We start from the raw sequence: 12,304 nt of genomic DNA, 5'->3' as shown, positions 1-12,304 counted from the left end.
CACACGAAAAGCCCATAAATGCTAAGACGCATTTATGGGCTCGTTTTATATCAAAAGTATATATTTTGAAAAGATAGGAAAAATGATTAATTTATAAGACAGTATTTGAATCTTGGTTGCCAAAATGATGTTCGATATAAAACGCAATCGGTGTAATTATGAGCGACATAATAATAAAAGCCCAATTACTAATACGGATATAAGGACCAAAATTTAAAAATGATTGTGGAATAAAAATAACGTAAAATAACGCAATAATTAATAAAATAATGAGTCCATAATTAAATAACCATATCCAATGAGAATTATTAAAACTTTGTAATTGAACCGTTTTAAATATGACAAGAATGAATAAAAATATAATAAAAATACTAACAATTACAGTAAGAGGAAATGAATATAAATAAACATCATTGTTATCTCCACCAATAAAGAACCCAATAAATCCTTTGAAAAAACAAAATATACCGATTAAGAACATAAAATTTCTAAAAATATATTTAAAGATATTTTGAAATGTTTCATTAGGTAATGATTTAATTTCTTTCTTCGCATGCGCCTCTGGATCATGATTGAAAAATTCTAAAGCCAATGTGCCTTCTTGTTCAGCAGCAAGTAGTTGCTTTAAGATACGATTAAGCATGAGCTCACTATCGTGTGGGTTAACACGTAAATCAGCACGAACGTACGTCATATAGTTTTCAAAAATTTCTCTATCTGTATTATTTAAGCGTAATGATTTAACATTATTTTCACGTGCTAACTTGGCAGTGGATTTCATTTATGATTTAATCTCCCTTAATGTCTAAACTTTTTTAGTTTTAAAAAAATAGATTAATATATGTTAAATATGGATAATCATATCATAGTTAAGTATAGAATATAATCTGAAAATAAAGGAAAAAGTTTATGCAAAAGTTAAAGATTGAAGATACAAAATGGATTGAAACAATTGCGAGACTCCATGAATATTATTTAGAACAGCGTGAAGTAGATTATAATGCTACGCGTATGTCGATTGCATTAAGACAAGAAATGATTGTTCGAAGACTTCAGTATAGTGAAGATGTAATATTTATAAAACTTGATAGCCAAAAAGCACAATTAATTGCTTTTGTTTGGGGACATTATGAACGAAGCTTCGATACAGTAATAACGGAAATGTTGTATACGGGTCCTCATTTTCGAGGAAAAGGTTATGCTACACAATTAAAACGAATGTTAGAACAATGGGCGGTTAATCAAGGTGCTTCAGCGATAGAAGGAACAGTAGATGCTAACAATGAGAAAATGATTCATATTAACAAAGCGAGAGGGTATGAAGTTAGTCATCTCAAGATGCGTAAAGACTTAAGGTAATCCAATGAACAGATTTTTAATTCGTGTTAAAATAAGGTGTATTGACTTGTAATTAAAGGAGAGAAACATGAAGAAATGGTTAGTACTTTTGCTATCTGCAATGCTCATGTTATCTGCATGTGGTAAGAGTGACGAAAGAGCATCATTAGAACATGATATTAAGCAATTGAAAAAAGAAAATGATGAGTTGAAAAATCAAAAGAAAGATTTGGAAAAACAAAAAGAAAAATTGAATGAGCAACGCGAAAAATTAGAAAAAGACGTTGACCATTCGGTAGCGACTGAATCAGCTAAAAAAGAAGAAGAGCGTGATAATGAGAAGGATTCTTCAGATAGTTCAAGTGAAGCGTCTAGCAATGAGTCGGAATCAAAGGCTTCTCAAGATACTCAAAGCAATGAGTCATCTGAAACATCATCAAATGAGGATGCAAGCGCTGAAAATTCTAATAATAGCGGAGAACAGTCTAATTCCAATAGTAGTAATGAGTCGAGTGATTCCACTCAAAATTCAAATGTTGATGATAATTCATCTGAAGAGAATAGTTCATCTAGTAATTAAAAAAACACTTTAGATTCCACAACTCAAGACAATCAAGCATTGTCTAATTAATATTTCCATTTTAGATTGATGGCGATATAAGCACAGTATGTAAAAAGTTTGATTATAATTGAGGTAGGGTAAACGTAAGACAAATACTTACATTATCAACAATTAGCTCATACATATTCAACAACGTAGAATAAAAGATGAGTATATGTAGTTATGAATGATTCATAATTATAAAATTTTAAGAATTAGATTAGTTACAAATTTAAATAAAAACAATATTGGAGAGATGACTTATGCATGAACAAGATTTTCACATTTTAGAAGGTCGCGACATCACATTACCGGAATTAGGTCGTGAAATTGAGAATATTACTGGACGCACAATTGTAGACTCTACTGGTGAAATTAAACGTGTAGTAGCACATTTACCAAACTTTGAATCAGACACAGATACATTTGTTGCGACATTTAAATTAAATCATCGTAATGATTTTGTAGATGCTACATTTATTGCACCGAAAGATCAACGTGACCGATTAAAAGAAATTCCAGTCCACATTAAACTTATTAGCTATATTTCAAAAGCTTAATCTAGAAAGTTTAATAGAACGAAGTATAAATAAAGTGTGCTATGGATCTTCGACCATATCGCACTTTTTTAATAATTGTATTTTCTCTGTATTGAGGTGGTCGTAATGGTAGTTTATATTGAGACAGAAAGATTAAAATTACGCGATTGGGAACAAGCAGATTTATTACCTTTTCAAAAAATGAATGCCAATCCACAAGTGAGACGTTATTTCCCAAGTTTATTGAGCTATCGTCGTTCTGAATTAGACATGAAAAAGATGGATGACATACTTAAAGAAAAGGGCATCGGTTTATTTGCAGTCGAACTTAAAGAAACGGGAGAATGGTTGGGATATATCGGCGTGAATTACTTACCTAAAGATAGCAAATATCCATTCGAAGAATTACCGCTATACGAAATTGGCTGGCGTCTTATTCCAGAAGTATGGGGCAATGGAATTGCTACAGAAGGTGCTGAAGCCGTACTTGAATTTGCAAAAGAAAAAGGCATTGAAGAGATATATAGCTTCACAGCTGAAGAGAATTTACCTTCCAGAAAAGTAATGGAAAAAATTGGTATGACCTTTTACGACAACTTTGAATTACCAGAATTAAGTAAATACCATATGTTAAAGCGACAAATACGTTATTATAAAAAATTAACTTAATGAAAAAAGCGACATTTGAACGGATATGGTATCCATTCTTAATGTCGCTTAATTATTGCCAAATTAGTCGTATGTACGAACACCTAAAGGTTTATAATTTAATAAACCCTCTATTAATTCCTCTTTTGTATCGTAAAGAGGGGCTAAATCTTTATACTTTTTATCAATAAACCCTTCTCCAATCATATGAGCGATTAACTGTTGAAGCGGTTCAAAGAAGCCATTTAGATTGAAAACGCCAATAGGTTTTTGATGAATGCCGATTTGAGCCCAACTATACATTTCAAAGAATTCTTCAAGTGATCCTGCACCACCAGGAGCCATTACAAAGGCATCTGCTAATTCCGTCATTTTTTCTTTACGTTGATGCATTGAATCCACTAGAATCAATTCGCTTACTTTTTGACTCGTAATTTCACGTTCATCTAACATTTTAGGCATCACACCAATGGCACGACCACCATGATCTAATACACCATCTTGAATGGCGCCCATAATCCCAACTGAACCAGCACCGAACACTAACTCGTAACCTTGCTCGGCCATATACTTACCAAATTTGTAAGCTTCTTCAACGTAAATTGGATCATTTCCTTTACTTGCACCGCAATATACCGCAATACGTTTCATATTGTATCCTCCTTCAATTGCTGAATAACTTGTTTAAATGCTATTCTAAATTGTTGTTTATCTTCTTTTGAAAATGGGGGAGGCCCTTTATGTCGACCACCTTGATGTCTAATAAGTGCGTTATTATAACGTTGTTGTAATAACATATCTATATTTTGATTATTAAAAATATGCCCTTTATGATGCATCACCAGTTGAACTTTAGATAACAGTAAGCTAGCTAAACCATAGTCTTGTGTAATCACAATATCATCCGAGGTTGCTAGTTGAATAATTTTATAATCTACGGCATCAGGGCCATCATCTATATACAACGTCTTCACATGTTCAGGATAAACCTTATTTGAAAAGTGACTAAAACTACGTAAAATTGTAACAAAAATGCCTGTCCCAGAAGTTAATTCAATAACTGAATCGACTACTGGACAAGCATCGCCATCAATAAATACTGTTGTCATAAAAATTATGCCTTAGTATAATCTTCTTGTTTATTTTGAGTTACTACACTATTAGCATCATAATCTTTAAACTTTTTCATTTCTTTGATGCGTGCTTTTTCTTGTTGCTTTTGAAGTTTCTTCTCTTCTTTATGACGCTTATCAATACTCTTTTGAAGTTTTTTATCTAATTTATTAACTTCTTTTTTATTTTCTTTTTCTAGCTTTTCGCCTTTTTTCTCAGTTTCATCATCAAGTTTACCAGGTGTTAAACCTACTTTTTCTTGATACTTTTGAGTTTTTTTCAATTCTTTAATACGTTGTTTTTCATTTTTCTCACGTGCTTTTTCTTCTTCTTTGTGGCGTTGTTCAATATTTTTTTGAAGCTTTTTATCCATTTTGTCAGCTTCTTTACGATTTTTCTTCGCTAATTTTTCGCCTTTTTTCTGAATGTATTTTGGATCATTTTCTTTCGCAATTTTTTTCAATTCGCGTTTATTATCAAATTCTTGTTTTTTATCACCAAAATAATCTTTAACATCTGAAGCTTTGCCAGCAATCGCATGTGACGCATTTGATGTAGCGTGTGAAGCTTTTTGAACGTCAGGATGAGACTTAATACGTTTACGTTCCACAATTAGTGGCACAAGAAAAATTGGTAATACATTAATCGTTGTTTTAATGATCGTCTTTTTGTCCATACTCGTTGCCTCCATTAATTTTACTATATCCCTTCAATACCCTATGATACATGAAAGTAAACGAGGGCACTAGCGGAAACACTTACTGTTGTGAACGCTTTTAAAATAAAAAAAGAAGGTTGAGACATAAAGAATTTGTGCTCTGGGAAACCGATTAACGGCGTCCCAAAAGCAGGATTTTCGCCAGAATCTCTCACAACTCGACAAAATTTGAGAAACAATTTTGCTCATTGTTCGGTTCTGCTCAAATCCTAAACGCTTTTGTCCCAACCTCTTGTATATTAAATATGTTGACCAATTCCGAAACCGAAATAAAGAATTGCGATAAAGATTACTAATACGATTCGATAAATAGCGAACGGAATTAATTTAACTTTATTAATTAAGTGTAGGAATGTTTTGATTGCGATTAAACCAACAATAAATGAAGCTAAGAAACCGATTAAATAAAACGGAATATGTGCAAGTTCGATATATTGTAAGTTTTTAACTAATGATAAAGCACTAGCTGCTAACATAATTGGTACAGCCATAATAAATGTGAAATCTGAAGCCGATTTATGGTCTAATTTCATAAGTACACCAGTTGAAATTGTAGAACCAGAACGACTGAAACCAGGCCACATTGCTATCGCTTGTGAAATACCAATTACAAAAGCTTGAAGATAAGTAATTTGGTCCACAGTTTGTGGGTTTTTGACTTTAGTGCTAAATCTATCTGCTATAATCATGTAAATTGCACCAAGGAATAAACCAATCATAACAGTTGGCACACTAAATAAATGTTCTTCAATAAAATCATCAAATAATACGCCTAAAATACCAGCTGGAATCATCCCAACTAATATATGTAATAAGTTTAAACGACGTGGTTTAGAACGAAATTCTTCATTTATAGAAGAGTTTCTATGTTTTCCAATATGTAACATTTCGAAATAACGTTCACGGAAGACCCAAGCTGCCGCAAAAACAGATCCTAATTGGATGACAACTTTAAAAGTAAAAGCTGAATGAGAACCTAGAAAATTCGTTGATTTTAACCACATGTCGTCAACAAGAATCATATGTCCTGTTGAGGATACTGGCGCAAACTCAGTCAAACCTTCAACGATACCTAGGATTAAAGCTTTGATAAACTCGATAATAATCATAAGTAACCTCTTTCTTTTATTAAAAAATTAAAATTTTGTAGTCTTAAAATATATTGTTGTCAAAATTCACTTTATTATAATATCATATTAAATTAAAGCTTTGCTAATGATATTAAAGTAGAACACTATAAACATCAAAAAATAGAAAGAGAAAATAAATTTTATAATGAAAGTGCTACATATAAATAGTTGTTATGTTACAAAATATTTTAAATACCCACTTAATAATTTATATTTAATGACCTATTCAATACAACGGACTAAAGTATGAAATCTGCATACACTCAAAATATAAAAGCACCTCATCTTATATTACTAGCAATCCACCTTGTCACTAATTTTTCAAATTTAATTAAATGATAAATAGGTTATAAGTTCTTATAATAGTAAATTAGGTGAAGTTAAAATGAAAAAACTAATGAATTTAGTCTTTAAATATAAAATATTCCCATTTTTTATGGGAATCATCAGTTTGTTACTCGCCATTAGCGTAGTGATACAAAATATGAGTATTGCCGAATTCTTAAATCGCATGCTTTATCACCAACATACCTCTATTTATCCATTATTATTACTGATTTTAATCGTACTTATTTTAAGAGCCACATTAAATACGATTAATTTGCGCTTAGGTGATCGATTAGCAACAAAAATAAAACATCAGCTCAGAGAACAAGTATTATTTAAACAGTCATCCGTCGCCATTGGTACACAAATTAACATTTTGACAGAAACGATTGATGGCTTAGCACCATTTTTCAAAAGCTATTTACCCCAAGTCTTTAAATCAATGATGATACCATTCATTATTATCTTAGCCATGTGTTTTATTCATTTAAATACAGCACTTATCATGATAGTCACAGCGCCCTTTATTCCGCTGTTTTACATTATATTTGGCCTGAAGACACGAGACGAATCCAAAGACCAAATGACACATCTTAACCAATTTAGCCAAAGATTTTTAAACGTAACACAGGGTCTCATCACATTAAAGCTATTTAAACGTACTGAACACACAGAATCCCAAATCTATAAAGATAGCACACAATTCAGAGATCTCACGATGCGAATTCTACGTAGCGCTTTCCTCTCAGGCCTTATGCTCGAATTTATTAGCATGCTTGGCATTGGATTAGTAGCATTAGAAGCAGCATTGAGCCTCGTCGTCTTTCATAACATTAACTTTAGAACAGCCGCAATCGCGATTATCCTAGCGCCTGAATTTTACAATGCTATCAAAGATTTAGGCCAAGCTTTCCATACCGGCAAGCAAAGTGAAGGTGCAAGCGATATCGTATTTGAATTTTTAGCTTCTGAAAATGCAGAACCAAACAGTAAACCAGAAATTGTACCTACACAAACGTCCCAAATTAAGATGGCAAATGTTCATTATCAATATCCTAACACCACTACATTTGTCATCAAAGACGTATCATTAAAGATTAATCAAGGTGAGAAAATTGCCATTGTAGGCCCAAGTGGAGCAGGTAAAACAACACTGGCGCGCTTACTTACACAGTCGCTCAAACCGACACATGGAAATGTGACATTTAGCAGTGACGTGTCTAATATAGGCATGCTTAGTCAACATCCATACCTATTTTCAGCAACAATAAAAGAAAATATTGCGATGTTTAAGGACGTCAAAGATGAAGTTGTTCTTGAAGTATTAGAAAGGGTAGGACTTCAAGATAAAGTCCAAAGCTTAGCTCAAGGCATCCATACGCCTATCGGGGAAGGTGGCGAAATGTTATCTGGAGGACAAATGCGTCGTCTTGAATTATCACGCGTGCTATTAACAAATCCAGATATCGTCATTTTTGATGAGCCGACGACAGGTTTAGATTTAGACACCGAAAGAGTGATTCAACAAGCCATTGCGCAATATTTCGAGCATACAACAATGATTATCATTGCGCATCGTACATCTACTATTCGACAAGCAACGCGTCGCTTATTTATTGAACACGGACAACTTATTAAAGATGATGATGATATTTCCGTGAGTTACACAAAAGGTGGTGAACAACGATGAAACCACGTATTCAATTTCGACCTGATAAAGATTTGATATTAGCGATATTAACAGGCATAGCAGGAGGTTTAGTGGCATTAGCTATGTTCTTTCTAAGCGGGTATATGGTTACTCAAAGTGCCCTAGGTGCCCCCTTATATGCGTTAATGGTACTCGTTGTATCTGTAAAATTATTTGGTTTCCTACGTGCTTTTGCACGCTATGGAGAACGCTTATTGTCCCATCGCACGACATTTACAATGCTTCGTGATGTAAGGGTGCAATTCTTGAAACACTTAATTCCACGTGTACCGAATATTTATCGTAAATATAAATCAAGTGACCTTATTTCTAAAATGATAAGTAAAGTAGAAGCACTTCAAAACATCTATTTACGTGTGTACTACCCACCAATCGTTATTGGCTTTACAGCAATGATTGCAGCTGTAACGTTGATTTATTTTAGCGTGGCACATGCAATTATTATTGTGATTAGTATGCTATGTTCGTTATGGATAGTACCGTGGCTTAGTGCTAAGCGTGCACGTACATTAAAACAACAAGTGGCATTACAGCAACAAGATACTTTAGCGAAATTTTATGATTATAAAGAAGGTTATGAAGAATTAAATTGTTTTAATCAAACTGAAGCATATCGTCAAGCTGTGCTCACATCAATGCATCAGTATGATACATTGCAAGCGAAAGAGACACGTTTCTTAACGTTGTATGATTATATGCTAAATATACTTGCAATGTTAGCTCTATTTGCGAGTCTTGCTCTCGGTGCAATACAAGTGGGCAATGGTCAGCTTAATGTTATCTATTTAACAAGTATTGTATTAATGATGTTGACGCTATTTGAACAAGCCGTTCCAATGAGTAACTTTGCATATTATAAAGCCGATACAGATGAAGCGTTGGAAGATTTAAATGGTGTTTTGTCGTATCCTACTACTACTTCAACCTCTGACATTACTTCTAGAGATGGAAACGTATTTGAAGTTAAAGATCTAACGTTTAATTATCTCTATCAAGAGACGCCGGTGTTAAATAAAATTAATTTAACTGTCAATAAGGGAGAGAAAGTGGCAATTATCGGTCCGTCTGGTTCTGGTAAAAGTACGTTACTTCAAATTTTAAGTGGTTTATATGAGATACCACATGGTGACGTTAGACTTTATAGTCAGACAGTGACAGATATCACAGAGGATGCACGTTATAGTGAACTTAACGTGTTATTGCAAGCGCAACAGTTATTTGACGGTACCATTCGCGAGAATTTATTTTCAGAAGAAAAGGATGAAACATTACTGCAAGTGTTAGAACAAGTTAATTTAGGACATTTAAAATTAGATCAACAGCTTACACTTGATGGGCATACGTTATCGGGAGGAGAGATTCAACGATTGGCGTTTGCGCGCTTGCTCTTGAAAAAGGCGGATGTATGGATATTAGATGAACCAACGACAGCATTGGATGAAGCGAATACTCAAAATGTGATGCGTTTGGTGGAACAATATTCGGAAACAATGGTAGTTGCTACGCATGATATAGAGTTACTATCGCGATTTGATAAAATTGTTGTGATGATTGATGGTCAAGTGATTGAACAAGGGAGTTATGAAGCTCTAGTTGAAAAGGATAGTTATTTCAGTCGTTTGATGAAAGAAAATGCTTAGATGAACATTTACTCATTTTTGTTGCGACGCTTTCTTGCGGGAAAGGCTCAAGCCTGTAGTCATGTAAAGGCGTTCTTAGATAGATATTCACTCGTTTAAGTTGTTGCGCTTTCCAGGGGTGCTGTCTCAGCCTGTAGTCTTCGACTAGCACTGCTCCCCTAGGAGTCTTCACAACTACACTTCGTTATCTATCTTAGAACTACTTACGTAAGTGTGTGAATACTTACGTTCATTAATAACTCTAACTCCCTCAGGCGTCACTCAACAACAATCGTAGTTTATTTTTAGAATTTCTTACATAAGTGCATAGCACTTACGTGTATCAATACTTTTAACTATGTACCAATATTTGCAGTTCATTTCTAAAACCATTTGTATAAATATTAATTGAAACGAAAAACCTGAGATATCTATTGCATTTAGATACCTCAGGTTTTTCGTTATTGATAAATATATAAAATTGATTCAAACCGTATAACTTTAATTAGCGTTGTATTAGCATGTCATTTTATTTGTTTTCAGTAAAGGCGTCGATGACTTTGCCTAATAGACGATTGAGTTCTTTCACTTCATCAGTACTTAATGAAGAAGCGGTAGCAACTTTTGTAGATGCATCGCTTAATTCAGGTTTGATTTTTTCACTTTTCTCAGTAAGATGAATGAATACTTCACGTTGGTCAACTTCAGAACGTTCACGTTTGATTAAATCAACATGTTCCATTCTTTTTAATAAAGGTGATACCGTACCAGTATCTAAGGCGAGTTCAGTTACTACCTTTTTAACATTTACAGGAGATTCATCCCATAAAATACTTAACACTAAAAATTGTGGGTAAGTCAGGTTGTACTTTTTAAAGACTTTATTTGAATAGTAGCGATTTACTTGTCTTTGTGCATTGTACAAACTAAAGCATAGTTGCTCTTTCAAATTATGTTGTTCAGACATTAAAGTTCTCCTCCAGACATTCTATCCGTCTCTCTATATTTCGGATTAAATTTCGTCTATGTTGTGTAAAATGTAACTTGCAACACACTTCGTTTCAATGCCATGCTAAAATTAAAGTATGCTTAAATTTTAGAAGATAATTCTATTTTAATCAAGTATAATCTAAAACATATACTTATATTATCAAATTCAAATATTTTTTGATTAGAAAAGAGTTTTAAAAATGATAAATAATAAAAATGAAAAAATATCTATTACAATTGTTAGTGGCTTCTTAGGAAGTGGCAAAACTACATTCTTAAAATATTATATAGACCAATTATTAAAAAAAGATGAGAAAGTTACTATTATTATGAATGAATTTGGACAATTTGATGTCGACAGCTTGTTAGTGGGCGAAGATGTGTCGGTTAAATCTTTAATTAATGGTTGTGTCTGTTGTGATTTAAATAATGATTTAGTCAATCAATTGAATATATTAGTTCAACAAGAAGAAACGCAACATATTGTCATTGAAGCAACAGGTATTGCTCATCCATTAGAAATTTTTACTGCATGCCAAGATCCTACTATTATTAAAGAGGTGCAAACGCCACAAATTATTGGTCTCGTAGATGCGCAACGATTTTCAAAAAAAGATGACTACACTGAGTCGACTATGCGTTTAATGGAAGAGCAAATTGCATATAGTGACGTGATTATTCTTAACAAAACTGATTTAGTAGAGGAAGAAGTATTGCGAGATATTGAAGCCGAATTAAAACGTCTTAACTCTCAAGCGACGCTAATTAGTACGACGTATAGCCAAGTGGATGATGAACAGTTAGAGGGGAGTAATCATCATCCATTAACATCACATCGTCATGCTCATCATCATGGCATTCAATCTATGCAATATACGTTTACCTCTGCCATAGATCGCCAACTCTTCTATCAATTTATTTTAAGATTGCCTGATAATGTCTTACGTTTAAAGGGTTTTGTAAAATTCAGAGATTTGCCTGAAGCGACATATGAATTCCAATATTCTATGGGCTTACCCGATTATGGAGTAATCGATAAAAATGTCCCTTTAACGATTGTAATTATTGGAGAAGGTATAGATATAAATCGTCTGCGTAACCAGTTAGAGATGATTCAATTTACTTAAAAGAGACTCATGTGAATGTTAAGACTTTGTCACATGTAATATATAGGAGAAAGTTAGGTTATATCTTATAATGTAAAAAGGAGGGTTTGTGCATGAATAATGAAGATAAACGTACAAAGCAAATCAGCTTTGAATTTAAATGGATTACAATGCCATATGTTATTTTTGCGATTATCGTTTTATTACTAAACATTTTTTATACTAATATCAAAGTAACGATGGCATTATTCGGCCTTTTCTTTGCTTATAATTTAGGTATGTTATTTATCGCATTTATTAATAAATTTAAGCGAACGCTAATTTTAACATTGATTTTAACGATTTTAAGTGCCGCAGTATTCTTTATATTACTATATGTATTTGGATTAAATCGTGAAATTTTTGGATAAACCAACTGTATTAAAAAGAACTTTGTGATGTATTAATAGCATTTCAAAGTTCTT

14 protein-coding genes are annotated in these 12,304 nt (G+C 33.0%); 8 read left to right on the top strand and 6 right to left on the bottom strand.

Annotated elements, in window-relative coordinates; genetic code table 11:
- Positions 1-91: 91 nt before the first annotated feature.
- Positions 92-781, bottom strand: a complete 690-nt coding sequence (locus LIX58_RS02245; RefSeq protein ID WP_126565041.1) for a DUF1129 family protein — start codon at positions 779-781, stop codon at positions 92-94.
- Between the two features lie 128 nt (positions 782-909).
- Here LIX58_RS02245 and LIX58_RS02240 point away from each other — a divergent pair, with 128 nt between their 5' ends.
- From LIX58_RS02240 to LIX58_RS02225, 4 genes are all read left to right on the top strand, one after another.
- Positions 910-1,359, top strand: coding sequence for a GNAT family N-acetyltransferase (locus tag LIX58_RS02240; RefSeq protein ID WP_154836477.1), 450 nt, complete (start codon positions 910-912; stop codon positions 1,357-1,359).
- 67 nt (positions 1,360-1,426) lie between these two features.
- Complete coding sequence (locus tag LIX58_RS02235) at positions 1,427-1,918, top strand: SA0632 family lipoprotein (protein WP_126565043.1); 492 nt, start codon at positions 1,427-1,429, stop codon at positions 1,916-1,918.
- A 284-nt stretch (positions 1,919-2,202) separates the two neighbouring features.
- Complete coding sequence (locus LIX58_RS02230) at positions 2,203-2,499, top strand: hypothetical protein (protein ID WP_103298198.1); 297 nt, start codon at positions 2,203-2,205, stop codon at positions 2,497-2,499.
- 105 nt (positions 2,500-2,604) lie between these two features.
- The gene (locus LIX58_RS02225; RefSeq protein ID WP_126565044.1) at positions 2,605-3,147 is read left to right on the top strand and encodes a GNAT family N-acetyltransferase; all 543 of its coding nucleotides are present in this window, start codon (positions 2,605-2,607) and stop codon (positions 3,145-3,147) included.
- Positions 3,148-3,210: 63 nt separating this feature from the next.
- On the opposite strand, the gene LIX58_RS02220 is transcribed toward LIX58_RS02225, so the two are convergent.
- The 4 genes from LIX58_RS02220 to LIX58_RS02205 all read right to left on the bottom strand — a co-directional run bounded on the left by LIX58_RS02220 (position 3,211) and on the right by LIX58_RS02205 (position 6,066).
- Positions 3,211-3,777, bottom strand: coding sequence for a TIGR00730 family Rossman fold protein (locus tag LIX58_RS02220; protein WP_126565045.1), 567 nt, complete (start codon positions 3,775-3,777; stop codon positions 3,211-3,213).
- Positions 3,774-4,235: a YaiI/YqxD family protein gene (locus LIX58_RS02215; protein WP_126565046.1), complete on the bottom strand. Its 462-nt coding sequence runs from the start codon at positions 4,233-4,235 to the stop codon at positions 3,774-3,776. The genes LIX58_RS02220 and LIX58_RS02215 overlap by 4 nt, the downstream gene beginning before the upstream one ends.
- Positions 4,236-4,240: 5 nt before the next feature.
- Entirely contained in the window at positions 4,241-4,915 is a 675-nt protein-coding gene (locus LIX58_RS02210) for a hypothetical protein (RefSeq protein WP_126565047.1), read from the bottom strand.
- A 281-nt stretch (positions 4,916-5,196) separates the two neighbouring features.
- The gene (locus tag LIX58_RS02205) at positions 5,197-6,066 is read right to left on the bottom strand and encodes an undecaprenyl-diphosphate phosphatase (protein WP_126565048.1); all 870 of its coding nucleotides are present in this window, start codon (positions 6,064-6,066) and stop codon (positions 5,197-5,199) included.
- Positions 6,067-6,472: 406 nt separating this feature from the next.
- Between LIX58_RS02205 and LIX58_RS02200 the strand changes: the two genes are divergently transcribed.
- Both LIX58_RS02200 and cydC read left to right on the top strand, forming a co-directional pair.
- Entirely contained in the window at positions 6,473-8,104 is a 1,632-nt protein-coding gene (locus tag LIX58_RS02200; RefSeq protein ID WP_126565049.1) for an ABC transporter ATP-binding protein/permease, read from the top strand.
- The gene (cydC, locus tag LIX58_RS02195; RefSeq protein ID WP_226386033.1) at positions 8,101-9,765 is read left to right on the top strand and encodes a thiol reductant ABC exporter subunit CydC; all 1,665 of its coding nucleotides are present in this window, start codon (positions 8,101-8,103) and stop codon (positions 9,763-9,765) included. Before LIX58_RS02200 ends, cydC begins: the two co-directional genes overlap by 4 nt.
- A gap of 508 nt (positions 9,766-10,273) precedes the next feature.
- On the opposite strand, the gene LIX58_RS02190 is transcribed toward cydC, so the two are convergent.
- A complete protein-coding gene (locus LIX58_RS02190) occupies positions 10,274-10,711 on the bottom strand; it encodes a MarR family winged helix-turn-helix transcriptional regulator (protein WP_126565051.1) in 438 nt (145 codons plus the stop codon).
- Positions 10,712-10,934: 223 nt separating this feature from the next.
- Here LIX58_RS02190 and LIX58_RS02185 point away from each other — a divergent pair, with 223 nt between their 5' ends.
- Both LIX58_RS02185 and LIX58_RS02180 read left to right on the top strand, forming a co-directional pair.
- Positions 10,935-11,861 (top strand): CobW family GTP-binding protein, encoded by a 927-nt coding sequence (locus tag LIX58_RS02185; RefSeq protein ID WP_126565052.1) that lies wholly within the window; start codon positions 10,935-10,937, stop codon positions 11,859-11,861.
- A 92-nt stretch (positions 11,862-11,953) separates the two neighbouring features.
- Positions 11,954-12,250, top strand: coding sequence for a hypothetical protein (locus LIX58_RS02180; protein WP_154836480.1), 297 nt, complete (start codon positions 11,954-11,956; stop codon positions 12,248-12,250).
- Positions 12,251-12,304 lie beyond the last annotated feature (54 nt).

The organism is Staphylococcus sp. Marseille-Q1834 (genome assembly GCF_916858875.1).
Classification (GTDB): Bacteria; Bacillota; Bacilli; order Staphylococcales; family Staphylococcaceae; genus Staphylococcus; species Staphylococcus pragensis.
The sequence above is the reverse complement of the archived record's forward strand: the minus strand, read 5'-3'. Positions and strand labels throughout refer to the sequence as shown.